This is a genomic window from Streptomyces cinnabarinus (assembly GCF_027270315.1).
GTDB lineage: Bacteria > Actinomycetota > Actinomycetes > Streptomycetales > Streptomycetaceae > Streptomyces > Streptomyces cinnabarinus.
Genome location: NZ_CP114413.1, coordinates 7012265 through 7038562, shown reverse-complemented (window position 1 = coordinate 7038562; position 26298 = coordinate 7012265). Strand labels below are relative to the sequence as shown.

Here is a 26298-nt window from a genome sequence, read left to right as displayed (position 1 = left end):
AATGGGTTGATTGGCTCCCTCGAATTGCCGTGTTCGGGTGCCTTGATTCAGCGCGGCGATGGAAATCCGTAAAACGAGGCCTTTTGACGTGCTACCACTGCTGGGCAGTTCACGCACCTCGGGAGGACCTAGCAGTGACCGATTCCCTGCATGTATCCGTGCGGACAGGCAAGCGACGCAGACGCGGCGGGTCCGTGGCCTTCAGGACGGCGGCCACGGCCGTCCTGCTCGGCTGCGGACTTCTCTCGGCCAGTGTGGCAGTGGCCCAGGCGCCGCCGCCCAGCCTGGCCGGCAGCGGTTTCGAGATCGACACCGACGCCAACCTCGTCGTCGACAACCCCAACAGCCCCGACGACTGGGACAGCGTCGCCGAGATCCGGGTACCGGACAACGCGATCGGCAACGCTGACACCTCGTTCGGCCAGGGAGCCAAGGAGGACAGCGCGGTTCCGTCGGTCGTCGACGGCGGTATCCCGCCGAACAAGAGCGATCTGCGCTTCTTCGGCGTCTACCAGGAGGGGGCCAGCACCACCGGCTTCCTCAACATGTTCTGGAGCCGGGTCCAGGAGCCGACCGGCACCACGAACATGGACTTCGAGTTCAACCAGTCCGAGACGCTCAGCACCAACGGCGTCACCCCGGTGCGGACCACCGGCGACGTGCTGATCACCTACGACCTGTCCCAGGGCGGCACCCGGCCGGTCATCTCGATCCGGACCTGGACGGGCAGCGCGTGGGGGCCCGCCACCAACCTGACCAGCCCACCGATCAGGGCCGCCGCCTCGATCAACACCACCGCCATCGCGGCCGGGGACAGCGACGGACTCGGCGCCCTGGACGCCCGTACCTTCGGTGAGGCGCAGATCAGCCTGGCCGCGGTCCTCGGCGGCAACGGCACCACCTGCAAGTCCTTCGCCTCGGCGTATCTCAAGAGCCGCGCCTCGGACGCCTTCAACTCCGCGCTGAAGGACTTCATCCCCCCGCAGAGCGTCGACATCTCCAACTGCGGCAGCGTGCAGATCAACAAGACGGACGACCAGGACGAGGAGCTCGACGGAGCCGAGTTCACGCTCTACAAGGACAACGCCCCCCTCAACGGCACGCGTGGTGACGAGGACACGGCCACGACCTTCAAGTGCACGACCGTGAACGGCACCTGCACCATCGACGACGTCCCGCAGGGCGAGTACTGGGTGCACGAGACGGTCGTCCCGACGGGCCACGACCCGGCACCCGACCAGCATGTCACCGTCGTCGCCAACGAGACGGAGACGCTGAACTTCTCCGACCCCCGCCAGATGGGCGCGATCCGCGTCACCAAGGTCCGCAAGCACGCCGCCAGCGGTCCCGGTGACCACGCCCACGAGGGGATCACCTTCACGCTGAGCAACGGCGCCACCGCGACGACCGACGCCAACGGTCAAGCATGCTTCAACAACCTGCCGTTCGGCACCTACACGGTGACCGAGGGCGACCACGCGGGCTACGCGGACAACGCGCCCAAGGAGGTGACCGTCGACTCCAAGGCGAGCTGCACGGACAACCCGTACAACGGCGAGACGGTCTCCTTCCGCAACACGCCACTGACGGACCTCACGCTCACCGCCATCCCCCAGGTGACGGGCGCCACCCAGTCCGAGTTCTCCTGCAACGGCCAGACGGCCACCAACGTGACACCCACGTCGGCGACCTTCCCGGACCTGCCGCCCGGCACCTACACCTGCACGGTGGTCATCGACCCGTGACCTGACCGTCCTCGGGGTGCCCCGGCCGGGTCCGTCCCGGCCGGGGCACCTGCACGTCGAGACCCGTCTCGGTGCCGTCTTCCCAGGTCACGTGCAGCTCCGTGCCGGTCACGACGACCGAGACCAGATCCGCCAGCGGGCGCGGATCCGGCTGCGCGGTGAGCCTGGCCAGGGCGACGAAGAGGGTGGCGTCCGCTCCGGTGACTCCGGTGAGCGAGTCGTCGAGGCCGACGAGCGGCCGCAGTTCGGCCCGTACGCCGTCCGGCGCCGCCCACCCGGTCACCCGCACCGGTGTGCCGGGCTCCGCGCCCGCCACCAGGTACGCCCTCACCTCCACGGCTCCACGCACCAGCACCGCGCTCGTCACCCTCGCCCCGGAGGCCACCGTGTGCCGCGACGCCGCCCAGTCGTCGCCGGCGCCCAGGGGCTCGATGCCGGTGCGGCTCGGGTCGTCGCCGACGAAGACGCTGTTGTCGTGCGCCGGGGACGGCTCCGTCGTCGTGGAGTACGCGAGCCGCGAATAGTAGGGGTCGTAGTCGGCGTGCTCGCTGCCGTGGTTGTGGAGGCGGACCAGGCCGTCGGAAGTCGTGGACTGGAGAAGCCAGTTGGGCGGGGCGATCGGGTACGCCGAGTCCGGGCCCTCCGCCGGGGATGCTTCCTCGGGTGCCGTCCAGACCTCGTGGTCGGGTGGGAGCAGCAGACCCAGGAACCCTTTGCTGGCCCAGTACGGGGACGCGGGGCCGGAGTAGTCCTGGAGCACCGCGGGGTTCGGGCCGTGCCAGCCCAGGGTGAGCAGGCCCCGGTCGTCCACCGCGCCGCGCTCCAGGAAGTGGCGCAGGGCGCCCGAGGCGAGGCGCCGGGTCTGCCCCGGGGGCAGGGGGGTGTGGCCGGTCAGGGCGCCCAGCCACAGGGGGGCCGTGGTCGCGAAGCGGTACGTCAGGGAGCGGCCCTGGTGCATCGGGGCGCCGTCGGCGGCGAACAGGTGGGCGTAGTCCGTCAGATGGCGGGAGAGCCTGCCGCCGTAGAGGTTCAGGAGATCGGCGTCGTCCGACAGCCATGCGTGCAGCATCGGGTAGAGATGCATCGCCCAGCCGTTGTAGTAGTCGAACTTGCGGCCGTCGCCGTCGGTGTACCAGCCGTCCCCGAGGTACCACTGCTCGATGCGTTCCAGGCCGCGGTCGATCGCCTTCCGCGAAGCCTCCGGCTCGTGGTCGATCGACTGGAGGAAGCCGCCCACCGTCACCGGGAACAACTCCCAGTTGCACGGCCAGGGTTCGGCCGTCAGCGCGTCGCCCAGCCACTGGGCCGCGCGCTGCTGCACGGCGTCGTCCAGGCGGTCCCACAGCAGGGGGCGGGTCAGGCGCAGGGCCAGGGCGATGGACGCAGCCTCCACCAGGGGCTGGCTGCGGTGCTGAACGCGGGGCCAGGCGCCGGCGGCACCGGCGGCCAGTCCGTCGGCGTAGCGCTCCAGGGCCGTCTCGTCCCGGCTGAAGGCGGCCAGCAGGAGCGTACGGGCGTAGCCCTCCAGGCCGTCGGAGAGGCGGCCGGAGAAGCTCTGCCGGTCGCCGGGGAGGTGGTAGAGGGCGCGGTCGGCGGTGGCGTACGGCTCCACCCCGGCGAGCAGGACGTCGGCGGCCGCCTCCCAGTGCGCGCGGGTGAAGCCGGTCCGGGGGCTCAGGGCGCGGTCGTCGGCGGGCAGGTCCATCAGCGGCGTTCCTTCCAGCAGTGGCCTGAGGCGCCCCGGTTCCGGTCGGGACGCCTCAGGGGTTCATCCCACCCGCACAAGGCCCTCGGGCACCAGACCCCGGTCGAGAAGTTCGTCGCGGACGATCTCCGCGTACGCCGTGGCGCCGCGGACCGAAGTGTGGGTGTTGTCCCGTTTCTCGTTGTACAGGTACAGGGACTTGGAGCCCTCGACGCCGAGCGACTCGACCAGCGCCTTCGTCCGGGCCGTCAGGTCGATCAGCGGGACCGACCTGTCGGCGGCGACCGCACGGATGACCGCCGGATGGTCCACACCGAGGCCGTTGACCAGGAGCGCGGTGCCGTTGTCGAGGGTCCCGTCGGAGTTGAACCAGCGCCGCACGATCGGGGTGACGAGCACGGGCTCGCCGCCCCGCTCCCGGACCCCGGCCACCAGCGCCTCCAGGTTGGCGCGGTAGGTCGCCTCGTCCGTCGTCTTGTCGTTGTGGGCGAGCTGGATCAGCACGAGGTCGCCTCGGCGGATCTGCGGCTGGACCGTCGCCCACAGCTGCGGGTTCCCCAGATAGGTGACCGTACTCTCCCCGGAATCCGCGTAGTTGGCGACCGAGAGTCCCTTGCGCAGGTACTGCGGAAGCCGCTGGCCCCAGCCGGTGTAGGGGTCGCCGGGCTGGTCGCAGACGGTGGAGTCGCCGACCAGGAAGATCTGCCGGGCGTGCCGGGCGGGGGTCACCCGGATGCCGGCCAGCGCGGGCGCCGAGCCGCCGATCGCCAGGTCGAGGCCGGGAGTTCCGGCGGCGCCGGTCGGTTCGCCCTCGGGGGTGCGGACGTTCACGGTGAAGCTGCGGGCGACGCGTTCACCGGCGGACGCGGCCGTCTCGGGGAGCAGGGCGCGCCGCGTCTCGCCGGTGACGGACGTGCTCGACTCCGCGTCCCCGCCGAGCAGCACCCGCACCTCGTACGTGCCGGGCGGGACGTCGAAGTGGCAGGCGCCGGCGGTGCAGTTGGCGAGGCCACCGGCCGGCCCGGCGGCCTGCGCGGGTACGGCGCTCAGGCCCGCGCCCAGCGTCACCGCCACCAGCACCCCGATGTTGAAACGTCTCACTCGCGCCTCCTCCGTCACGGCGACCAGTCCTGGCGCTGGACCGTACCGCCATTGGCAAGCGCTTTCTAGACTTTGGCTCAGATTTACAAGGTTGCCAACATCCAGGCAGCGAAAGCCCTTTCGCGAAATCGATTCAACTGTCAACCTCGGTCACACCCGCCCCCACACACACCTCCCGAAGGAGGCACCCATGGCTCCCCCCATGCCCGCGTCCGGACCGGTCGGCCGCCGTACCTTCGTCCTCGGCGCCGCGGCCACGGCAGGCACCGCGGCCCTCGGCGGCACTGCCTCCGCCGCCGCCTTCGGCTGGAGCGACGACGGCTCGAACTACGTCGTCGACACCGGCGCCAACCTGGTCTTCAAGGTCAGCAAGTCCAACGGCGACCTGTCCTCGCTGGTCTACCGGGGCGTGGAGTACCAGGGCTACGACGGCAAGAACTCGCACATCGAGTCCGGCCTCGGCTCCTCCACCGTCACCATCGCCCAGTCCGGATCGACGGTCCTGGTCTCCGTCACCTTCGGCACGCTGAAGCACTACTACGCGGCCCGCAGCGGCGAGAACAACATCTACGTGTGGACCAACAAGGCCGACACATCCGTGTCCGCGACCCGCTTCATCCTGCGCGTCAAGGCCGGGCTGTTCCTCAACGACGAGCCCGATTCCTACACTTACGCGCCCACCACCATCGAGGCCTCCGACGTCTTCGCCAAGTCCGACGGCCAGACCCGCTCCAAGCACTACTCCAAGCGGCGGGTGATGGACTACGACTACGTCGGCTGGTCGGCCGGCGGGGTCGGCCTGTGGATCGTGCGCAGCAATCATGAGAAGGCCTCCGGCGGCCCCTTCTACCGCTCGCTGCTGCGCCACCAGAGCGCGGACGGCGGCGGCCTGTACGAGATCCTGCACTACGGCCAGAACCAGACCGAGGCGCAACGCTTCGGCCTCCAGGGCCCGTACGTCATCGCCCTCACCGATGGCGGCGCACCCTCCTCCGCCCTCTTCCCGGGGCCCCTCACCACCTCCTGGGCGGACTCGCTCGGCATGTCGGGCCACGTCGGCGCGAGCGGCCGGGGCCGGGTGGCCGGGGTCGGCATCAGCGGCCGGAACACGGCGTACGCCTACACCGTGGGCCTCGCCAACTCGGCCGCCCAGTACTGGGGTTCGGCGCGCGCCTCGGACGGCTGGTTCTCCATCCCCGGAGTGCTGCCGGGGACGTACACGCTGACCGTCTACAAGGACGAACTCGCCGTGCACACCGGCTCGGTGACGGTCAGCGCGGGAGCGACGACCACCCTGAACACGATCGCGATCCCCTCCTGCAACGACCCCTCCAACGCGAGCGCGATCTGGCGGATCGGCGACTGGAACGGCACGCCCCGAGGGTTCAAGAACGCCGATCTGATGACGTACGCGCACCCGTCCGACGTCCGGGCCGCCGCCTGGACGGGGAACGTGGTGATCGGCAGCGGCAGCGAGACCTCCGCCTTCCCCTGCTACCTCTGGAAGGACGTCAACAGCGGGATCGTCGTGTACTTCCGGCTCACCGCCGCGCAGGCCGCCGCCGCGCACACCCTGCGCATCGGCGTGACGACGGCCTACGCCAACGGCCGCCCGCAGGTCGTCGTCAACGACACCTGGACGTCCGCCATCCCCTCCCCGCCCACCCAGCCGAACACCCGGTCGCTGACCAACGGTTCCTACCGCGGCAACAACCACACCTTCACCTACAGCGTCCCGGCCTCCGCCTGGCTGACGGACACCGGCGCCTACAACACGCTGCGGATCAACGTGGTGAGCGGTTCGGGGACGACGTCCTATCTCAGCGCCGGCACCTCGATCGACGCGATCGACCTGCTGGCCTGAGGCTGACCCAAGACGGAGTCAACTCCCGTGCGTCCAGTGCTGGTTCGCGCCTCCGTTGCAGGTGTACGTGATGATCGCGGCGGAGTTGGCGGCGGACGCGCCGTTCACGTCGAGGCACTCGCCGCTCGCGCGGGAGACGACGTTGACGTAGGAGCCGGTGGTGGTCACCGACCACTGCTGGTTCGTCGCCGAGGCGCTGCAGTTCTCCTGGGTGACCGTGCTCGAGTTCTCCTGCAGGCACAGGGAGCTGTGCCGGGCCATCAGCCGGTAGTAGCCGCCGCCGACGGACTTGAACCAGTACTTCTGGTTGTTGCCGCCGTTGCAGTCGTACTGCTTGATCTGGGCGCCCTGCCACTGCGACTGGCTGGTCACATCGGCGCACTTGGCGGAGTGCCGGGCGATCAGCGTGTTGTACGTGGCGCTCGTGCCGTTGACCGCACCGGTGGCCGTGTCGATCGTAACCTCCGGAGTCCAGGACATGGACATCGTGGTGGAACTCGGGAAGGTCAGCGGCAGCCACACATAGCGGGAGTCGTTGACGGTCCCGCCGAAGGAGTTGCCCCAGCGGTCGCCGAGGTAGAGATAAGAGGTGGCCGAACTCCCCTGCATGGGAAGGACGTACGCGGTCTGCGAGCCGTAGGTGGTGGAGTCGCCGATGTTGGTCATGGCGGTCCAGGGACCGGCGAGGGACGTCGCGGTGGCGTACTGCTGCTGGTTGGGGCTCCAGCCGGTGGCGCCCGAAGTGAGCATGAAGTAGACGCCGCCCCGCTTGAACAGCGCCGGGGCCTCGCGGTGGCCGCCGTGCCAGGGGTCGGCGACCAGGGCGGCGATGCCGGTGTAGTCGGCGGTGAGCCGGTAGATGTGCAGGTCGTAGTTCTCCCGGGCGGCGGAGACCATGTAGCCCGTGCCGTCGGTGTCGACGTAGACCGTGATGTCCCGGGACATGTGCTGGCCGAGCGGGCGGAAGCTGCCCTGCCAGGTGTAGTCGCCGTCCACGGTGTCGGAGACGGCGACCGCGGCGCGCGCCTCGCTGTAGTCGACGCCGTTCTCCTTGTGCATCCACATCACGAACTTGCCGGTGGCCGCGTTGTACATGACCTTGGGCCGCTCGATGTTGGCGGTGGCCAGCTCCGGATCAGTGGCCTCGGTCAGGACGTGGTTGCGGAACTCCCAGTTCTTCAGGTCGGTGGAGCGGTAGGCGTCGACGTATCGAAAGGTGTTGTCGGCGTTGCGGTTCTCGCCGAACCAGTAGTAGTACGCGCCGACCTTGATGACTCCGCCGCCGTGTGCGTGCAGGGGGCTGCCCGAAGTGTCCGTGAACTGGATGCCGTTGGTGACGGTCTGGGGTGCCGCCTGTGCGGGCCCGGCGGCGACGAGGGCACCGGTCAGCGCCAGACAGAGGGCGAGCAGGATCGCGTACGCGCGTCTCATCTCAGGCACTCTCCTCTGTCGCGCTGTCGGCCACGGGAACGCCGAAGTCGGGTGTGCCGTCGGGGTGCCAGCCGAGGGTCTGGACGCGGGTGTGCCGGTTGGGGTCGTTCAGCGGGTCGCCGACGATCTCCTTGTACTGGCGGGCGTGGTAGACGAGGACGTCGGTGCGGCCGTCCTCGGCGACGGTGAAGCTGTTGTGGCCGGGGCCGTACTGCCGGGTCGTGTCGTTGCTGGTGAAGACCGGGGCCGGGGACTTGGTCCAGTTCGCGGGGTTCATCAGGTCGGCGTCCGCGTCGATGGTGAGCAGGCCCATGCAGTAGTGCCAGTCCGTGGCGCTGGCCGAGTACGACATGAACAGCCGTCCGTTGCGGGCGATGACCGAGGGGCCCTCGTTGACCTTGTAGCCGATGCACTCCCAGTCGAACTCCGGCGTGGACAGCCGGACTTGGGAGCCGGTGAGGGTCCAGGGGTTGGCCATCCTGGACAGCCACAGCGCGGTGTTGTTGGCCATGCCGGGCTCGTGCTGGGCCCAGGAGAGATAGCGGGTGCCGCGGTGAGTGAAGGTGGTGGCGTCCAGGGAGAAGGTCTCCCACTGGGTCCTGAGCTGGCCGCGCTCCACCCAAGTGCCCTTGAAGGGGTCGGGGTTGGCGTTCTCCAGCACCCAGATCCGGATGGCCCACACATCCTCGGCGGGCGCCGCGGCGAAGTAGATGTACCACTTGCCGCCGATGCGGTGGATCTCCGGCGCCCAGATGTGGGCGCCCATGTTCCCGGTGGCGTGCTTGCGCCAGATGACGGACTCGGCGGCGGTGGCGAGACCGCCGAGGGTGCGTGCGCGGCGCAGGATGATGCGGTCGTACTCCGGCACGGTGGCAGTGAAGTAATAAGTGCCGTCGGAGTGGCGGTGGATGTGCGGGTCGGCACGGTTGAGGACGAGCGGATTCACGTACGGAGCTGCCTTCTCGGGGCTCGGGGCGGCACTGGCCACGGTGGGGGTCGCGGCGAGGGCGGCGCCGGCCATGACGCCCTTCAGCATCAGTCGGCGACTCGGGATGTGCGGCAGGTCGTCGTCTTCGCGGGTCATACGGACTGCCTCTCGGGGGTGGGGGTGACCTCGGGACACTCACAGAGTGTTCGAAACCACGAACCGCATCTGTGATCCCGAACGCCGAAAAGGTAGAGGTGCGTTACAGGGAGGTCAACGGGTCCGGCGTGACCAAACGGCCGCCCGGCTTGGCACAGGCCGGCCCATTGCGGCTGAACTCAACGAGTGATGAGATCTATCTCATGACGGATCAGAACGTCGTCGTGGACGACGAGGTCGAGGTGTTGGTCGTCGGTGGTGGGCCAGTGGGACTCACCGCCCGTGCGTTACTGGAGCGTTGGGGCGTCGAGGTCCTGCTGGTCGAGAAGTACCGCGAGTTGTCGCCCTTCCCCCGGTCCCGGCTGGTCAACGTGCGGTCGATGGAGATCCTGCGCGGGCTGGCACTGGACGAGAAGGTCGCGGGCGCCGCCTTCCGCCCGGAGTTCGGCAGCATCCGCTTCCGGGAGACCCTCAACAGCCCCGACTACGCGGGGGCGGACTGGGTCGGGGTCAAGACCCCGATCCCCGAGAGTCCGGTGCTGGGCGTGGTCACCACGCAGGACCGGCTGGAACCCCATCTGCTGGGCGCGGCCGCCGCACCGGTGCGGTTCGGGTCCGAACTCATCGAGGTGACCGAGGAGTCCGACGGCGTCGTGGCCGAACTCCTGGACCATGAGCGGGGCGTCCGGACCCACGTCCGCGCGCGCTACGTACTCGCCGCGGACGGCGCGACCTCCACGGTCCGGCGCCTGCTGGACATCGGCACCGAGGGCCCCGGGGCGATCGCCGACGTGACCACCGTGGTGTTCGACGCCGACCTCGACCGCTGGTGCGCCCAGCACCCGGCGGGGGTGTACTTCCTCGCCCACGGTTCCCTCATCCCCCTCTATCCCGAAGGCGGTTGGGCGTGGCTCGGCCCCGTCCCCGAGGCCACGGAGGACACCGACTGGCGGGCGTATGTCACCCGCCTGCTCGACACTCCCGACGACGTGCCGGTGAACGTACTGCGCGTGCAGCACTGGGAGATGAAGGCGTTCGTCGCCGAACGCTTCGGGCACGGCCGGATCCTGCTGGCCGGCGACGCGGCACACGCCGTCCCCGTCACCGGCGGCCTCGGCATGAACGCCGGGCTGGCCGATGTGCACAACCTCTGCTGGAAGCTGGCGGGTGTGCTGCGCGGCTGGGCCGCGCCGGGACTGCTGGACACCTACGAGCCGGAACGGCACCCCGTCGCCGAGCGGACACTGCGCCAGGCGGTCGCCAACGCCCAGCTGCTGTTCCAGGTGCAGGCCCGGCGCCGGGAGCAGCTGGGCTCCGGGGCGCCATCCTCCGAACAGATCGAACTGCCCTGGTCGGAAAGGTACTTCGCACAGCTCGGGCTCATCCTCGGCGTCACCTACGACTCGGCCGCGGTGCTCCCGGACGGCAGCGCCCCGCCCGAGCCGGACGACCCGGGAACGGACTACGTCCCCACGGCGCGGCCCGGCCACCGGATGCCGCACTTCCGGCTGGGCCCGGACCGCTCCTCGCTCGACGCCCTGGGCGAGTGGTTCACCTTGTTCACGCCGGACCCCGGCGCCTGGAAGGGGCAGGAAGCCCCGTCCTGGCCGCTGCGCGTCGAGACCCTGCCGGCCGAGCACACCGACGCCTGCGGCCTCGGCCCCCGGGGAGCGGTGCTCGTCCGCCCCGACGGCCATGTCGGCGCCCGCTGGCCCGACGGCCCGCCGGGCGACCGCGCGGTGCGCGAGGCACTGGCGGTGATCACCGGCCACTGATCCCACATGACGGACGAACGGATCGCATGTTGGACGCCACCGGCCGTCCGTCCACCTTTGGACTAACGTCATGACATGACCAGCGACACCACCCTCGCCCAGGCGCTCGCAGCCGGTCCCGTCGTCCTCGACGGCGGGATGTCCAACCAGCTGGAGTCCGCCGGACACGACCTCAGCGACGAGCTGTGGTCGGCACGGCTGCTCGCCGAGCGGCCCGAGGCGATCACCGAGGCGCACCTCGCCTACTTCGAGGCCGGCGCGGACGTGGCGATCACCTCCAGCTACCAGGCCACCTTCGAGGGGTTCGCGGGGCGCGGGATCGGACCTGAGCGGGCCGCCGAGCTGCTCGCGCTGAGCGTGGAACTGGCCCGCGAGGCGGCCCGCCGGGCCAAGGCGGAGCGGCCGCTGTGGGTGGCGGCCTCCGTCGGCCCGTACGGCGCGATGCTCGCCGACGGCTCCGAGTACCGCGGCCGCTACGGCCTGAGCCTCGACGAACTGGAGCGCTTCCACCGCCCCCGGCTGGAGGTGCTGGCGGGCGCGGCACCCGACGTCCTCGCGCTGGAGACCGTCCCGGACGCCGACGAGGCCCGGGCCCTGCTGCGCGCGGTGCGCGGACTCGGCGTCCCGGCCTGGCTGTCGTACTCCGTGGCCGGTGACCGCACCCGCGCGGGCCAGCCGCTGGAGGAGGCCTTCGCACTGGCCGCCCATGCGGACGAGATCATCGCGGTCGGCGTCAACTGCTGCGCTCCGGAGGATGTGGAGGGGGCGGTCGAGACGGCGGCGCGGGTCACCGGCAAGCCGGTCGTCGTCTACCCCAACAGCGGCGAGTCCTGGGACGCGGACGCCCGCACCTGGCGCGGCGACTCCCGCTTCGCCCCGCCCCAGGTCCGCGGCTGGCACGACAGCGGCGCACGGCTGATCGGCGGCTGCTGCCGGGTGGGGCCGGAGGCGATCTCGGGGATCTCGGGGGCGTTGCGGACTCAGTCGGGGTGAACGCCTCTGGTCCACCCCTGGGAGGAGGATCAGTGCCGCCGCACCGCGCCGGGGATCCGGAGCCGCCGTACCACCGACCGCAGTTCCGTACCGCGCAGGGGTGAACCGTCTGCCGGGTCCGGTGCGGGTGCGGGTTCCTCGGACGCGGCGTCGGCGGCCCACAGGGCCAGTTCGCGGTCGCGGGGGCCGTTCACGGTGTGCGGTTCGCCCTCGCCGAAGATCCGCACCGGGTGGGTGGCGTCCCAGTGCCGCCAGCCGGGGTCGCCGTCCTCGGCGAACCGCACCCAGGCGCCGTGCATCGTGGCGGAGAGCTCGGGCGGGGCGCCCTCACCGGCGAGTTTCGCAGACTCGGGGGCCCGGCCGGTGTCGAAGACGAAGCCCAGCTCCAGGGCGTGGCAGGAGCCGAGGTCCGGTCGGTTGGACGGCCAGGCGAACTCGTAGACGTGGGTGGTGCCGGGGCGGGCGTCGGCGAGCCGGTGCAGCGGGATCCGCAGCAGATGGTCGGTGACCATCTGGCCGACGATCTCGGCGGTGCCGGCCTCGGGGTGCAGGGTGCGGTAGCCGCGGGCCACCTCGTGTCCGCAGCGGCAGCGGGCCATGGCACCGGCCAGCGCGACCGGCCCGAGCCGGTCGACCCGCTCCAGCAGCCCGCCCGGCACCAGCCACAGCCGGTACTCGTCGCGGGTCCACCCGGTCATCAGCTCGACTCCGCGGGCGGCCCCGCCCTCGACCAGCGCCTGCAGCGGATCGCCGGGCACGAGATCGCCGTCCTCGACGATCCCGAAGGCGGGCCCGCCGAGCACCGGGCTGCTGAGCCTGCCCACCTCGGCCTGGGTACGCAGCAGCAACTGCCGGTCGACCTCGGCGAAGGCGGCGGCGGTGGCGGGCACCTTCAGCCGGGTGGCCATCCGGCGCACCATCCGCCGTACCTTGTCCCGCTCGGCGACCTCCGGCGGCCCGCTCTGCAGAATCGCCCGCCGGACCAGCCCCTGCGCCTGCGGGGCGGCGAGCAGCGCGCCGGTGCTGATGGCCCCGGCGGACTGCCCGAACAGGGTGATCCGGTCGGGGTCACCCCCGAAGGCCCCGATCGAGGCGCGCACCCACTCCAGGGCGGCGAGCTGGTCCCGCAGCCCGGGATTGGCGGGGGCGTCGGGGAACAGCCCGTACCCCTCGACGCCCAGCCGGTAGTTCACCGAGACGAGCACGATCCCGTCCCGGGCGAAGTGCCGCCCGTCGTACACCGGCACACCGGAGGACCCGCGGGTCAGCGCGCCCCCGTGCAGCCACACCATGACCGGCAGCCGCGCGCCCGGGCCGGGTTCGGGCGTCCACACATTCAGGTTGAGACAGTCCTCCCCCGCCACCACCGGGTCGGACAGATACTGCGCGAAGGCTTCCGAGTACGGCGGTTTCGGCGCCGTGGGCCCGAAGACGCCGGCGTCCCGTACGCCGTCCCAGGGCTCGGGGGGCAGCGGCGGCCGGAACCGGCGGGGCCCGAAGGGGGGCGCCGCGTACGGGATGCCCCGGAAGACCGCGACATCGTGCTCGTATCTGCCACGCACAGCCCCGTAAGGGGTGCTGACCACGGGTTCCGTCCGGTCCGCCGCCATGCGCCCACCAGCCCTTCGCCACGCTTCCGCACCGTTCTCATCAGAGCATCACCTCGCCCGGATGTATTCCGGTGCAAGAGCCGACGGGCGCGGGCGCCGCCCTCGGCGCCCACGACCAGTCGCGTCATTGACCACTGTTTTCCCCCGGATCTACGGTAGAAGGCGCTTTCTGAAATGTGCTTTCCGACCCCGTTCCCTCAGCCTCCGGGAGAGCCATGCCACCCAGCCGCCCCGCCCCGCGACCGAGGGCCGTACTCGCGATGGACCCCGTCCACGCCCCCCGGCTGTTCCCCCCGGAGCTGACGGCCCGGCTGCGGCAGGTGTGCGACATCGACCCGGCACTGGTCCTGACGGACTTCACCGGCCCCTCGGCCGCGGCGGCCCTGTCGCGCACGGAGGTCCTGATCACCGGCTGGGGCGCCCCCCACCTGGACGCCGGTCTCCTCGCGGCCGCCCCCCGGCTCCACACGGTCCTGCACGCCGCGGGCTCGGTCCGCGCCCTCGTCGGCGAGGCGGTGTGGCGCCGCGGCATCACCGTCTCCAGCGCGGTCTCGGCCAACGCGCTCCCCGTGGCCGAGTACACGCTCGCCATGATCCTGCTGGCGGGCAAGGACACCTTCGCCCACCGCGACCGCTACTGCGCGACCCACACCCACCCCACCCACGCCGAGACCGCGCACACCGGCAACATGGGCCGCCGGGTCGGCGTGATCGGCGCCTCCCGGGTGGGCCGACGCCTGCTGGAGCTGCTCCGCCCCTTCGACTTCACGCTCCGCCTGCACGATCCGTACGCGACCCCCGCCGACGCGGCAGCCCTGGGAGCCGGCCTGCTCCCCTTGGACGAGCTGCTGCGCACCAGCGACATCGTCACCCTGCACGCCCCCGACATCCCCGAGACCCACCGCATGCTCGACGCCCCCCGGCTGGCCCTGATGCGGGACGGCGCGGTCCTGGTCAACACGTCCCGAGGAGCCCTGATCGACCCGGAGGCCCTCACCGCCGAGCTGGTCTCCGGCCGTCTCACCGCGATCCTCGACGTGACGGAACCCGAGCCCCTTCCCGCCGACTCGCCCCTCTACCGCCTGCCCAACGTCTTCCTGACCCCTCACATCGCGGGTTCGCTGGGCAACGAGCTGGAGCGGCTGGGCCGTACCGTCGTGGCGGAACTGGAGCGCCTGGCCACGGGCCGTCCCCCGCTGCACGAGGTGCGGCGGGCGGACCTGACGAGGGTCGCGTAGCACCGGCGGCACCGGCTCTTCCCCTGATCCTGCGGCGAACCTAGGGTAGGAAGCGCTTACTATTTCGCGCTGGTAACTTTTCATGGCCCTCGGGCGGGCCGGAGAGGTGGTTCCCGATGGTCCGTACGGGGAGTGCGAACGTGGCGGCCGGGCCGACCCTGGCGGTCGTCGCCCGCGAGGCGGGGGTGTCGGTGCCGACCGCCTCCAAGGTCGTCAACGGCCGCGAGGACGTGGCGCCCGAGACCCGGCGACGGGTCACCGAGGCGCTGGACCGGCTCGGTTACGTCCGCAGACCGCGCTTCGACGCCGTCCGGACGCCCGGTCTGATCGACCTGGTGGTGGACTCGCTGGACACCTCCTGGTCCGGCACGGTTCTGCACGGGGTGGAGGCGGCGGCGCACGACGCCGGTCTTGAGGTGGTCGTCTCGGCGGGGCAGCCCCGGGCGACGAGCGGCCGACCGGAGCGCGGCTGGCAGGAAAAGCTGACGGCGCGCGGCTCCGCCGGGGTGCTGTTCCACCTGCCCGACCTCACCGCCGCCCAGTACGGCTGGCTGGAGCAGCACCGCATTCCGTTCGTGATGATCGACCCCCTGCTGGAACCGCCGCCGGGGGTGGTGTCGGTGGGTGCGGCGAACTGGCAGGGCGGGGTCACCGCGACCGAGCGTCTGCTGGCGCTCGGCCATCAGCGGATCGCCGTGGTCGCCGGGCATCAGCGCACGCTGGCCAGTGACGCCCGGGTGGCCGGCTACCGTTCGGCGCTCGCCTCGGCGGGTCTGCGGCACCGGCCGGAGTACGTCCGGCACACCGGCTCCGACCACCGCCTCGCCCACCGGCGGACCCTGGAGCTGCTGGACCTGCCCGAGCCCCCGACGGCGCTCTTCGTCTGCTCGGACCGAATGGCGCACGGGGTCTACGCGGCCCTGGCCGAACGGGGGTTGAGCGTCCCGGACGACATCAGCGTCGTGGGCTTCGACGATCTGCCCGAGTCCCGCTGGATCACTCCCGCGCTCACCACGGTCCGCCAGCCGCTGTCGGAGATGGCGGCGACGGCCCTGCGGCTGCTGGTGCGCATGATGGACGGGGACCGCCCGGAGAGCACCCGCACGGAGCTGTCGACGCGGCTGGTGGAGCGGGCGAGCACGACGGCACCGCGGTTGTCATGGTCCACAAGTCGGAGTTAGCTCTCAGGGTTCGAGCTTCGTCGCCCAGCCGATCCCGCCCCGGAGGTGGGCGCGGAAGTCGGGGTCTGCGTAGGACTCGGCGGTGTGGCCGAGGGCGGTGTAGAAGACGCGTCCGGCGCCCTGCTCACGGCACCAGGCCAGGGGGTGGTCGGCGCCCATGCCGCCGCCCTCGTACGACGACTCGTCGGCACGCATCAACACCCGTACGGTGGCACGCGGGTTGGTGGTGAAGTCGTACCACTCGTCCGTGCAGTCCCAGACGGACGGCAGCCGGCGGGTCGCCGGGTGGTCGGGGTCCTCGATCAGGGCGCGGCCCGGCTGGAGGCGCGGGTGGCGGGCGAAGCGGGCGCCCAACAGCTCGCCGTAGTAAGGCCATTCGTACTCGGTGCAGGCCGCCGCGTGCACCCCGACGAAGCCGCCGCCCGCCTCGACGTACCCGGCCAGCCGCTCCCGTCCGGCCGGGGTCAGCACCTCACCGCTGGTGGAGAGGAACACGACGGCGCCGTACGCCTCCAGCGGCCCGGCGAGCGCGCCCGGATCCTCGGTGTGGTCGACCTCGAACTCCCCGAGCGTGCGCAGACAGTCGACGGCGGCCGGGATGGAGTCGTGCCGGTAGCCGGTCGTCCGTGTGTACACGAGCAGCCGTGGCCCCATCGGACGAGCCTAGCCCCTGGGCCCCAACGGGCCTCATGGTTGGGTCGGTTCGTCTTCCGCTCCGCGCGCGCCCCACGACAATGCGTGCATGACGGATGACTGGCGGCAACGCATCGACGCCCTCCAGGAGGAGCTGATCCGCCGGGACGACCCGGCCGCCTGGGTGCGGGAGGCCGACGCGGTGGACGCCTCGCTGCGCTATCCCCATCTCGCCCTGCGCGGACCGGTGTTCGGAGTGGCCGTGCTGGACCCCGCCGCGGGAGAGCGCTGGCGGCTGCTGAAGCCGGTGGTGGATCCCATGCCGCAGGTGGCCCGGGACAGCCTCAACTCCCATCTGTGGTTCGCGGCGAAGGACGGCCCCGACGATCCGGCGGTACGGCGTGAGCTGCTGGCCGCGGTGGCGCTGCTGGACGAGGAGCCGGTGAACGAGGTGGCGGCGTGCGGGGTCCGCTACCGGGTGGTGCGCGCCGACGAGTTCGCGCGCGGCGACGGCGCGAACCTGGAGCCGCCGAGGCCCACGGACCCGCAGCCCACCGCACCCTGCTGGGAGCGGCCCCGCCGGTACCCGCCCGGCCCCGACGTCGGCTTCGTCCTGGATCCGGGGCACGACGAGGGCCCGATGGCCGGGGCCACCCGGCTGGGGCTGCGGGACTTCTCCTACGTCGGCGCCCGCGTCCCCGACCCGGTGCGCGCCGACTCCGAGCGGGCGGTCGACTCCCACCCGGACATCGTGCTGCTGCCGGTCTCCTTCGGCGTGGTCGAGCGCGGCCCGGGCGGCTGGGAGCCCTCCGGCGGGCTCGCGGCGACCCCGCACGAGGCCCGGCGTCAGCTGTACGACGGGATGGCCGAGGTATGGGCCGTGCTGTACCGCTACGACGACGCGACGCGGGCCGTGTACGCGAAGGCGGCCGAGGAATTCCGGGCGCTCGGCCGCGCCGACGAGGTGTCGGTGGCGGACCGCCACTTCCGGCTGTGCCGGGTGGAGCGGATGCTCCGCATGGGCCCGGACGGCCCCGAGCCCGCGCGCCCCTCGGACCATGACGAGTACGGGCCCATACGGCTGCATCCGACGATGGACGAGAACGGCAAGATCGCCGAGGAGTAGGGCGGGGCCGGTTCAGCCGGTGGCGTTCTGCTCGTTGTCCGGCGCCCCGTCACCGTCCGGGGGCAGATCGCCGCGCTCCACACCGCCGCCGCTCGCGCCGCCTCCCGCACCGGTGGCCGGGAGCAGGGCGTCCAATTCGGCTTCCGACGGGCGGTGCACGGCCTGGGCGGCCTCGCGGAGCACGCCCTCGGGAATGCCGTCGCCCTTGACCCGGACCACATGGCCCTTCTTCGGTATGGCGTACTCCTGGCCGCCGTGCCAGGCGTCGCCGTCGCGTTCGCAGGTGGTGCTCGTCTCCTCGGCGCAGCGGGCGGCGGTCATCGTGCCCCGGTCCACGGAGAGTTGGAGCTGGGCGCCGTTCTTCTGGGAGACGTACACGGCGGAGAAGCCGTCGTCGCCGATCACGCCCACGGACTGCTGGGCGAGGGTGAAGCCGGGCGCCTCGGTGACGTAGACGTGTTCCGGCGCGATGCCCAACGCCGAGGCACGGGAGGCGAGTTCGGCCGGGTCGGCGGCCGGGTCGGCGGACTTCTCGGAGCCGCAGGCGGTGAGCAGGAGGGAGGAGAGGAGCAGTGTGGTCAGAACACCCCGTTGATGGATCATGCCCCTCATCCTGCCGCACACCTGTTCCATCGGAGCCGGGAATCCGCATAGCCTCGAAGCCGATGAACACGATTCCCGCCCTGTTGGACCACCTCGTCCTCGCCACTCCCGACCTGGCCGCGACGGTCGCCGACTTCACCCGGCGCACCGGTGTGACACCCGCCCCCGGCGGTGCCCATGTCGGCCTGGGCACGCGGAACCACCTGGTGGGTCTGGGCGGCGTCAGCTATCTGGAGATCATCGGCCCGGATCCGGAGCAGTCGGTGCCCGGCGCCCCGGGTCCCTTCGGTGCGGACGGTCCGACCGGCCCCCGCACGATCACCTGGGCGATCAGCCCGCCCGACCTGGACGCGGCGATCGCCGAGGCCCGCGCGCACGGCTACGACCCGGGCCCGGCGCGCCCGATGAGCCGTCGCCGCCCCGACGGCACCCTCCTTCGGTGGCGGCTGACCGACGGCGCCACCGCCCATCCGTCCGGCCTGGTGCCGTTCCTGATCGACTGGGGCGGGTCGGCGCACCCCACGGCCTCGGGTCTGCCGACGGTGCCGTTGCTGTCGATGTCCGCGAGCGCCCCGGACCCGGACGGGATCCGGCCGCTGCTGTCCCTCCTGGGCACCGGCCTCGCACTCACCGAGGGCCCGGTGGGGATCTCGTTCACGCTGGACACCCCGAACGGACCCGTGACCTTCCACTGAGCGCACGCCCCGCCATGTCCGTTTCCTTCAAGACCCATCACGCCGCCGCTGCCTACGGTGGCCCCATGACTCCACGTATCGACGCCATCGGGCTGGTGGTCTCCGACATGGCCGCCGCCGTCACCTTCTACCGCCGCCTCGGCTTCGCCTTCCCCGAGGGTGCCGAGTCCGAGCCGCACGCCGAGGCTCCGCTGCCCGGCGGGCTGCGGCTGATGCTGGACACCGAGGAGATTGTCCGCTCCCTCACTCCCGACTGGCAGCCGCCCGCCGGCACCCGGCACTCGCTGGCCCTGCGGTGCGACGACCCGGCCGAGGTGGACACCGTCTACGAGGAACTCGTCGGCGCCGGCTACCACGGCGAGCACAAGCCATGGGACGCGTTCTGGGGCCAGCGGTACGCGGTTGTGCACGACCCGGACGGCCACGGTGTCGACCTGTTCGCGCCGCTAGGGCCCGCGGCCGAGTAGCACCCCGAGCGGCACCCCCGCCAACTCCTTGACGTCCCGGGCCAGATGCGCCTGGTCGGCGAACCCGGTGCGGGCCGCCGCCTCGGCGAACGGCACCTCGGCGCGGGCCAGTTCGAGCGCCCGCCCGAAGCGCAGGATGCGGGCCAGCGTCTTCGGTCCGTAGCCGAAGGCGTCCAGGGCCCGCCGGTGCAACTGGCGTGCGCCGACCCCGAGTTCGTCGGCGGTCGCGGCGACGGGCCGGCCGGCGTCCAGGGCCGCCACGAGGCGTCGCAGCAGTGGCTCGGGTGCCTCGGCGCGCTCCAGGACCAGCTCTTCGAGCGCGGTCGGGAGGTCGGCGGCGCCCGCGATGCGGTCGTTGAGCCAGCGCACCTCGGCGGCGGGCCAGAGATCGGCGAGGTCCACGCGCCGGTCGCGCAGTTCGTGCGCGGGCACGCCCAGGAAGGCGGGCGCGCCGCCGGGGCGGAAGCGCAGGCCGTACCAGGCACCGCCGTCCTCCTCGGTGAGGTGGGCCCGGGTGTCGGCCCCGGCGACCATCAGCCGGCCCTCGTGCCAGAGCAGGTCCATGCAGCCGTCGGGCAGGACCCGACCGCCGCCCCCGGTCGGGGTGCTGGCCCACACGACGGCGCCGGACAGCCGGGCCGGCCGTTCCCGGTACATGGCTACGCCCCCCGCGCCCGATGGTCCTGCGGGCTCACCCCGTACACCCGCTTGAAGGCGCTGGACAGCGCGAACGCGCCGCCGTAGCCGACCCGTCGGGCGATCGCGTCGAGGGTGTCACCGGTGTCCCGCAGCGCGTCCGCGGCCAGGGCCAGCCGCCAGCCGGTGAGGTAGGTCATCGGCGGTTCGCCGACCAGTTCGGTGAACCGGCGGGCGAGCGCGGCCCGGGACACCCCCGCCTTGGCCGCCAGCGACGCCACCGTCCAGGGATGCGCCGGATCGTCCTGCACCAGCCGCAGCACCCGCCCGACCACCGGGTCCGCCATCGCCTTGTACCAGGCCGGCGCCGCCGCCTCGGGCCGGGAGAACCAGGCCCGCAGCGCGGCGATGACCAGCAGGTCGAGCAGCCGGTCCAGGACCACCTCCTGACCGGGTTCGTCGCGGACGATCTCCTCCATCAGATACGGCGTGAGCGGGCAGTCCCACACGTCCGCGGGGAGCGAGAGCAGCGGCGGCAGGGCGTCCAGCAGCCGTCCGCTGACCTCGCCCTGCCACAGATAGGTGCCGATCAGCATCACCGCCGAGCCGTCGAGCCGGTCACCCCAGGTGCGCACCCCGAGGTCCATGGAGCCGTTGAGGGGGCGGCCGTCGGGGTAGGAGCACTCGCCGCCCGGCAGGATCACGGCCTGCGGGGCCGTGGCAGGGTCGTCGGCGCAGGTGTACGGGTCGGGGCCACGGGCGATGGCGAGGTCGCCGGGGCCGAGCCGCACCCGCTCCCCCGTGTCCGGCGTGATCCATGCCTCGCCGCGCACCATGAGCATGACGGTCAGCGGGGCGCGGTCCTCGATCCGCACGGCCCAGGGCGGCTCGAAGCACGCGCGGATCATGAAGGCGCCACGCGCGCGTGGTCCGTCAAGAAGACCTGCAAGGGCGTCCATGGCGCCAGCGTAGACGCGCGCGCATGGGAATGAGCCGTTCGGCGATGGGCTGTTGACGCCCGCGGCCGTTGACTGGACGCATGACGACGAACACGCAGAACGCGACGAACACACAGAACACGACCGTGATGGTGACCGGCGCCTCGGGCCGTACCGGCAGCCGGGTGGCCCAGTCCCTCGGAGCGGCCGGTCTCGACGTACGGGAGGCGACACGGTCCCGGGGCTTCGACTGGGAGGACCCGACGACCTGGGCGGAGGCCCTGCGCGGCGCCGACGCCGCCTATCTGATGTACCCGTCCGACGTGGGCAGCCCGGCGGCCGCCGAGGGCGTCGGGGCGCTGGCCCGGGAGGCGGTCGGGCTGGGCGTACGGCGGCTGGTGCTGCTGTCGGCGCGCGGCGAGGACCAGGCGCTGCCGACCGAGGAGGCGCTGAGGTCGTCGGGCGCGGACTGGACGGTCGTACGGGCCGCGTGGTTCGCCCAGAACTTCAGCGAGGGCCCGCTCGCGGACGGGCTGCGCGAGGGCGGGGAGCTGGTCTTCCCGGCGGGCGAGGTCGAGGAGCCGTTCCTCGACGTACGGGACATCGCGGACGTGGTGACGGCCGTGCTGACGTCCGGGGACCGCTATGCGGGGCAGACCCTCGAACTCACCGGCCCGCGCCTGCTCTCCTTCCGCCGGGCGGTCGCGGAGGTGGCGGCGGCCACGGGCGCCGAGCTGACCTACACGCCGGTGCCGGCACCGGCGTACGGCGAGGCCCTGACCGGGTTCGGCGTCCCGCGGGAGGAGGCGGACCTCCTGATCGAGGTCTTCGAGACCCTCCTCGACGGCCGCAACGCGCATCTGACGGACACCGTCCAGGACGTCCTGGGCCGGGCGCCCCGCGACTTCGCGGACTTCGCCCGGGAGGCCTCGGCGGCGGGCGCCTGGAAGGCGTGACGGTCAGGGGCCGTCCGGCTTGTGCGGGGGGTGGGTGCTCCTGACGTGGGTGCGCAGCCGGGAGGTCACGTCCTCGTGGGGCAGGAAGCGGGACCAGCGCTCGGGGAACTCCGAGGGCATGTCGGGGTCGTCCGGGTCCTCCTGGGCGGCGGCCTCGCGGTAGGCGGCGGCGCGGGCCACGTACTCGGCGACCTGGGCCTGCCGCAGCCGCTCGTTGGCGTCGCGGGCGGCGGCCGTGGCGGCGGCCGGCCAGACCCGGTCGATCGCCGCGTTGACCGCGGCCCCGACGAGCACCGCGAACGCGGAGACACCGATCCACAGCAGGACGGCGACCGCGGCGGCGAGCGAGCCGTAGATCGTGGCGCCCTCGACGGTGTTGGTGAGGTAGATCCGCAGCAGGAAACTGCCGAGGACCCACATGCCGAGGGCGACCAGTGCGCCGGGGACGTCCTCGATCCACGGAGAGCGGACGGGCACGGAGACGTGGTACAGCGTGGTGAGGAAGGCGACGGACAGCAGGATGACCACCGGCCAGTACAGCACTTGGACGAGGGTCTCCGACCACGGCAGGATGTTGAGGACCGCGTCCGGGCCCGCCACCATCAGCGGCAGCGCGATCGAGCCGATCACCAGGGCGACCAGGAACAGCACGAAGGCGACCAGCCGGGTCTTGACGATGCCGCGGACGCCGTCGAGGCCGTACATGACGGTGATGGTGTCTATGAAGACGTTCACCGCGCGGGAGCCCGACCACAGCGCGAACAGGAAGCCGATGGAGATGACGTCGGGGCGGCCGCCCTTCATCACGTCGTCGAGGATCGGCTGAGCGATCTGCCGTACGCCCTTGTCGGACAGGACCGTGCTGGACGCCTCGATGAGGTTGGCCTCCAGGCTGGTGATGGTGTCCGTGCCGGTCCAGTCGTCGACGTAGCCGAGCAGTCCGATCATGCTCAGCAGCAGCGGGGGGACGGACAGCAGCGTGAAGAAGGCCGCCTCCGCGGCGAGACCGAGGATCCGGTACTCGATGCACGAGTTGACCGTGTCCTTGAGCAACAGCCAGGCGGTCCTGCGCTTGGAGACGTCCCGGTAGAGGGCACGTGCCCGGTGGAGTCGGCCGGACGGCCGCTGGGGGGATTCACTTGCTGGCTGCACGACCTAACGGTATCCGCCATCAGGGCTTGTCCCGTCCCGCCCCGGGACCGCCGCGTCGGTGAGATGACCGGTCCGATACGGAACGGTAGGTTCACACCATGGACGGCACCACCCACACCGTGACGAACCAGCCCCCGCCCCTGGTCGGGTACGACGTCTACACCACGGACCGGGCGCTCACCGAGGCCGTCGAGCGACATCTCGCCCCGGAGCTGCTCGACGAGGTGAACGAGGACCTGTCGGGGCTCGGCCGGTCGGCCGGTTCGGCGCAGCTCCAGCAGTGGGCGGCGCAGGCCGATGAGAACCCGCCGCGGCTGCGCACCCACGACCGCTACGGCAACCGCGTCGACGAGGTCGACTTCCATCCGGCGTGGCACCGGCTGCTCGGCAAGGGCGTGGCGGCGGGGCTGACGTCGGCCTGGAACCGGCCGGGCGGGCATGTCCGGCGGGCGGCCGGGTTCCTGGTGTGGACGCAGGTCGAGGCGGGCAGCGGCTGTCCGCTGTCGATGACGCACGCCGCGGTGCCCGCGCTGCGCACCGACCCGGACCTGGCCGCCGAGTGGGAGCCGCGGCTGACGTCCACGCTCTACGAGCGCGAGCTGCGGCCGGCCCGGCTGAAGGCCGGGGCGCTGTTCGGGATGGCGATGACGGAGAAGCAGGGCGGCAGTGACGTACGGGCGGGCACCACGGCCGCGCGCCCGCTGCCGGACGGCGAGTCCTACGAGCTGACCGGGCACAAGTGGTTCTGCTCCGCGCCGATGTCCGACGGGTTCCTGGTGCTCGCGCAGGCGCCGGGGGGCCTGACCTGCTTCCTGGTCCCGCGAGTTCTGGAGGACGCCACCCGCAACACCTTCCGGCTCCAGCGGCTCAAGGACAAGCTCGGCAACCGGTCCAACGCCTCCGCGGAGGTCGAGTTCGACGGGACCTGGGCCCGCCGGGTGGGCGAGGAGGGGCGCGGGGTGCGCACCATCATCGGGATGGTGGCGGCGACCCGGCTGGACTGTGTGCTCGGGTCGGCGGGCCTGATGCGGCAGGCCGTGGCCCAGGCGATCCACCACTGCGACCACCGCGTGGCCTTCGGCGGCAGGCTCGTCGACAAGCCGCTGATGCGCAATGTCCTGGCCGATCTGGCCCTGGAGTCCGAGGCGGCGACCACGCTCGGGCTGCGGCTCGCGGCGGCCTACGACGACGGGGGCGAGCAGGAGCGGGCGCTGCTGCGGATCGCGGTGCCGGCCGCCAAGTACTGGGTGACCAAACGCTGCACGCCGGTGACGGTGGAGGCGGCCGAGTGCCTGGGCGGCAACGGCTATGTCGAGGAGTCCGGACTGCCGCGGCTGGTCCGGGAGTCACCGCTGAACTCGGTGTGGGAGGGCGCGGGAAATGTGCAGGCCCTGGATGTGCTGCGGGCGCTGCGCCGGGAGCCGGAGTCGCTGAACGCCTGTCTCCAGGAGATCGGCCGGGCACGCGGTGCCGATCACCGGCTGGACGGCGCGATCAAGGGTCTGCTGACCGAACTCGCCGACCTGGAGGGCGTCGAGGGACGGGCCCGGCGGCTGACCGAGCGGCTCGCGCTGGTGCTCCAGGGGTCGCTGCTCGTGCGGTTCGCGCCATCGGAGGTCGCCGACGCGTTCTGCGCGTCGCGGCTGGGCGGGGACTCGGGCGCGGCCTTCGGGACGCTGCCGCCGACCCTTGCGCTCGGTGCCGTGGTCGATCGGGCTCGTGCTCTCGGACCCGTATGACCTGCGTGGACGAGATGGAGGGGGTGGTGCTGCGCCGACACGGCACCACCCCCTCGCAGGCCCGTTCGAGGCCACGAACGCCGCTCGGGACGGCGTTGCTCAAGTTTCAATCAGGCCAAGCCGGACCACCAGGGTTGCAAGGGGTTGCAACTTATTGGCCGCTGTGGGCGGACTGTGTCCCTCCGCAGAGGATGCGAGTCACTATGAGACGACCAGTCAGGAATCGGCACCATCCCGGGGAGGACCAGTGGCGATGTCACCGATGGACGTGACACAGCTGGCCGCCGTCGACTCGGCGCGCGCGGCCCGGATGCTGAAGGACATGCGCAACGCCACCCTCGCCGGACAGCGCGGACCCGTCGCGCCGCGCCCGGTGATCGAGCAGTCCTGGGGCCGGATGCTGCGCAGCGGGGTCGACCCGGACCATGACTTCCGCTCCGGGCTGCTCTCCCGCGAGGAGGTGCAGCGGCGCCGGGAGTCCTCCACGCTGCGGCATGTGCTGCCGGTGCTGCGCGAGGGGCTGCTGTCGGTCGCGGACGTCGCCCACCACATCATGGTCGTCGCCGACGAGGACGGGCGGGTGCTGTGGCGGGAGGGCAGCGCGCCGGTGCTGCGCAAGGCCGACGGGCTCGGCTTCGAGCTGGGCGCCGACTGGCGGGAGGACGTCGTCGGCACCAACGGCGTGGGCACCCCGGCCGTGGTGCGCCGCCCCGTGCAGGTCTTCGCCGCCGAGCACTTCGTCCGCAGCCATGCCACCTGGACCTGCGCCGGTGCCCCGATCACGGATCCGCGGGACGGGCGGCTGATCGGTGTGGTGGACGTCAGCGGACCGCTGGAGACCATGCATCCGGCGACCCTGGCCTGGGTGGACACGGTGGCCAAGCTCGCCGAGGCCCGGCTGCGGGAGCTGCATCTGACCTCGCTGGAGCAGCTGCGGGCGGTGGCGGCCCCGGTGCTGTCCCGGCTGGCCGGGCGGGCGCTGGTGGTGGACCGGGACGGCTGGTGCGCGGCGGTGACGGGCATGCCGTACGCCAGCCGGATCGCGTTGCCCAAGTCGCTCGCGGCGGGCCGCCGATGGCTGCCGCCGCTCGGGCTGTGCGCGGTGGAGCCGCTGGCGGGCGGCTGGCTGCTGCGGCCCGCCGACGAGCCGGTGCCGAGCGAGGGCACCCGGATCGTGCTGGATCTGTCGCAGCCGCGCCGCTGGTCGCTGACGGTGACCGGCGCCGCGGGTGCCTGGAGCCATGAACTCAGTCCCCGGCACGCCGAGTTGCTGTATCTGCTGGCCCTGCACCGGGGCGGCCGCGGCGCCGCGGGCCTGGCCGAGGACATGTTCGGCGACGCGGGCCGCACGGTGACGGTCCGGGCCGAGATGTCCCGCGTACGGCGTTATCTGGGCGGGCTGCTGGACCATCGGCCGTATCGTTTCTGCGAGGAGGCGGAGGTCGAGGTCCTGCTGCCCGAGAACCCCCACGACCTGCTGCCGCACTCGACGGCGCCGGGGGTGGCGGCGGGCCGTACCGGCTGAAGTGCCCAGGACGCCATCTTTCGCATATTTGCGAGGTCTTCGTCCGCGGCACCCTCCCGCTGCCGTAGCATCCCTTAACGGGTCACCCACCTGCTCCTGAA

Annotated in this window: 22 protein-coding genes; 12 read left to right on the top strand and 10 right to left on the bottom strand. The window is 72.0% G+C overall.

Annotation, left to right across the window (positions count from 1 at the left end; genetic code table 11):
- Nucleotides 1–194 precede the first annotated feature (194 nt).
- On the top strand, nt 195–1745 hold the full coding sequence (locus STRCI_RS31900) for an MSCRAMM family protein (protein WP_269662413.1): 1551 nt from the start codon (nt 195–197) through the stop codon (nt 1743–1745).
- On the opposite strand, the gene STRCI_RS31895 is transcribed toward STRCI_RS31900, so the two are convergent.
- Together STRCI_RS31895 and STRCI_RS31890 are read right to left on the bottom strand one after the other, a co-directional pair.
- Complete coding sequence (locus STRCI_RS31895) at nt 1732–3450, bottom strand: DUF2264 domain-containing protein (protein WP_269662412.1); 1719 nt, start codon at nt 3448–3450, stop codon at nt 1732–1734. The two genes, STRCI_RS31900 and STRCI_RS31895, sit on opposite strands and share 14 nt — an antisense overlap.
- A gap of 63 nt (nt 3451–3513) precedes the next feature.
- Nucleotides 3514–4551: a rhamnogalacturonan acetylesterase gene (locus STRCI_RS31890; RefSeq protein WP_269662411.1), complete on the bottom strand. Its 1038-nt coding sequence runs from the start codon at nt 4549–4551 to the stop codon at nt 3514–3516.
- A gap of 190 nt (nt 4552–4741) precedes the next feature.
- Here STRCI_RS31890 and STRCI_RS31885 point away from each other — a divergent pair, with 190 nt between their 5' ends.
- A complete protein-coding gene (locus STRCI_RS31885) occupies nt 4742–6415 on the top strand; it encodes a rhamnogalacturonan lyase B N-terminal domain-containing protein (protein ID WP_269662410.1) in 1674 nt (557 codons plus the stop codon).
- 18 nt (nt 6416–6433) lie between these two features.
- Here STRCI_RS31885 and STRCI_RS31880 read toward each other — a convergent pair whose 3' ends face one another.
- Both STRCI_RS31880 and STRCI_RS31875 read right to left on the bottom strand, forming a co-directional pair.
- Entirely contained in the window at nt 6434–7846 is a 1413-nt protein-coding gene (locus STRCI_RS31880; RefSeq protein ID WP_269662409.1) for an RICIN domain-containing protein, read from the bottom strand.
- 1 nt (nt 7847) lies between these two features.
- Entirely contained in the window at nt 7848–8930 is a 1083-nt protein-coding gene (locus tag STRCI_RS31875) for a glycoside hydrolase family 43 protein (RefSeq protein ID WP_269662408.1), read from the bottom strand.
- A 203-nt stretch (nt 8931–9133) separates the two neighbouring features.
- Here STRCI_RS31875 and STRCI_RS31870 point away from each other — a divergent pair, with 203 nt between their 5' ends.
- Both STRCI_RS31870 and mmuM read left to right on the top strand, forming a co-directional pair.
- Nucleotides 9134–10705 (top strand): FAD-dependent monooxygenase, encoded by a 1572-nt coding sequence (locus STRCI_RS31870; protein WP_269662407.1) that lies wholly within the window; start codon nt 9134–9136, stop codon nt 10703–10705.
- Nucleotides 10706–10780: 75 nt separating this feature from the next.
- Nucleotides 10781–11698, top strand: coding sequence for a homocysteine S-methyltransferase (gene mmuM / locus STRCI_RS31865; protein ID WP_269662406.1), 918 nt, complete (start codon nt 10781–10783; stop codon nt 11696–11698).
- 29 nt (nt 11699–11727) lie between these two features.
- Here the strand turns inward: mmuM and STRCI_RS31860 are convergent, their stop codons facing one another.
- Nucleotides 11728–13308, bottom strand: a complete 1581-nt coding sequence (locus tag STRCI_RS31860; protein WP_269662405.1) for a carboxylesterase/lipase family protein — start codon at nt 13306–13308, stop codon at nt 11728–11730.
- Between the two features lie 215 nt (nt 13309–13523).
- Between STRCI_RS31860 and STRCI_RS31855 the strand changes: the two genes are divergently transcribed.
- Together STRCI_RS31855 and STRCI_RS31850 are read left to right on the top strand one after the other, a co-directional pair.
- Nucleotides 13524–14546, top strand: coding sequence for a hydroxyacid dehydrogenase (locus STRCI_RS31855; protein ID WP_269662404.1), 1023 nt, complete (start codon nt 13524–13526; stop codon nt 14544–14546).
- A gap of 116 nt (nt 14547–14662) precedes the next feature.
- Nucleotides 14663–15727, top strand: a complete 1065-nt coding sequence (locus STRCI_RS31850; RefSeq protein WP_269662403.1) for a LacI family DNA-binding transcriptional regulator — start codon at nt 14663–14665, stop codon at nt 15725–15727.
- Between the two features lie 3 nt (nt 15728–15730).
- Here the strand turns inward: STRCI_RS31850 and STRCI_RS31845 are convergent, their stop codons facing one another.
- Nucleotides 15731–16381 (bottom strand): ThuA domain-containing protein, encoded by a 651-nt coding sequence (locus tag STRCI_RS31845; protein ID WP_269662402.1) that lies wholly within the window; start codon nt 16379–16381, stop codon nt 15731–15733.
- Between the two features lie 88 nt (nt 16382–16469).
- On the opposite strand from STRCI_RS31845, the gene STRCI_RS31840 reads away from it, so the two are divergent.
- Nucleotides 16470–17486, top strand: a complete 1017-nt coding sequence (locus tag STRCI_RS31840) for a DUF5954 family protein (RefSeq protein WP_269662401.1) — start codon at nt 16470–16472, stop codon at nt 17484–17486.
- A gap of 12 nt (nt 17487–17498) precedes the next feature.
- Here the strand turns inward: STRCI_RS31840 and STRCI_RS31835 are convergent, their stop codons facing one another.
- Nucleotides 17499–18089 carry a hypothetical protein gene (locus STRCI_RS31835; protein WP_269662400.1) on the bottom strand — a complete coding sequence of 197 codons (591 nt, stop codon included), beginning with the start codon at nt 18087–18089 and terminating at the stop codon, nt 17499–17501.
- A gap of 62 nt (nt 18090–18151) precedes the next feature.
- Here STRCI_RS31835 and STRCI_RS31830 point away from each other — a divergent pair, with 62 nt between their 5' ends.
- Together STRCI_RS31830 and STRCI_RS31825 are read left to right on the top strand one after the other, a co-directional pair.
- Complete coding sequence (locus STRCI_RS31830) at nt 18152–18784, top strand: VOC family protein (RefSeq protein WP_269662399.1); 633 nt, start codon at nt 18152–18154, stop codon at nt 18782–18784.
- Between the two features lie 65 nt (nt 18785–18849).
- On the top strand, nt 18850–19251 hold the full coding sequence (locus STRCI_RS31825; RefSeq protein WP_269662398.1) for a VOC family protein: 402 nt from the start codon (nt 18850–18852) through the stop codon (nt 19249–19251).
- Here the strand turns inward: STRCI_RS31825 and STRCI_RS31820 are convergent.
- Complete coding sequence (locus STRCI_RS31820) at nt 19231–19908, bottom strand: helix-turn-helix domain-containing protein (RefSeq protein ID WP_269662397.1); 678 nt, start codon at nt 19906–19908, stop codon at nt 19231–19233. The two genes, STRCI_RS31825 and STRCI_RS31820, sit on opposite strands and share 21 nt — an antisense overlap.
- Before the next feature lie 2 nt (nt 19909–19910).
- Nucleotides 19911–20846, bottom strand: a complete 936-nt coding sequence (locus STRCI_RS31815) for an AraC family transcriptional regulator (protein ID WP_269662396.1) — start codon at nt 20844–20846, stop codon at nt 19911–19913.
- Between the two features lie 80 nt (nt 20847–20926).
- Between STRCI_RS31815 and STRCI_RS31810 the strand changes: the two genes are divergently transcribed.
- Nucleotides 20927–21781, top strand: a complete 855-nt coding sequence (locus STRCI_RS31810) for an NmrA family NAD(P)-binding protein (protein WP_269662395.1) — start codon at nt 20927–20929, stop codon at nt 21779–21781.
- A gap of 3 nt (nt 21782–21784) precedes the next feature.
- On the opposite strand, the gene STRCI_RS31805 is transcribed toward STRCI_RS31810, so the two are convergent.
- Complete coding sequence (locus tag STRCI_RS31805; RefSeq protein ID WP_269662394.1) at nt 21785–22933, bottom strand: YihY/virulence factor BrkB family protein; 1149 nt, start codon at nt 22931–22933, stop codon at nt 21785–21787.
- A 98-nt stretch (nt 22934–23031) separates the two neighbouring features.
- On the opposite strand from STRCI_RS31805, the gene STRCI_RS31800 reads away from it, so the two are divergent.
- A complete protein-coding gene (locus STRCI_RS31800) occupies nt 23032–24672 on the top strand; it encodes an acyl-CoA dehydrogenase family protein (protein ID WP_269662393.1) in 1641 nt (546 codons plus the stop codon).
- 262 nt (nt 24673–24934) lie between these two features.
- Entirely contained in the window at nt 24935–26197 is a 1263-nt protein-coding gene (locus STRCI_RS31795; RefSeq protein ID WP_418953394.1) for a GAF domain-containing protein, read from the top strand.
- Nucleotides 26198–26298 lie beyond the last annotated feature (101 nt).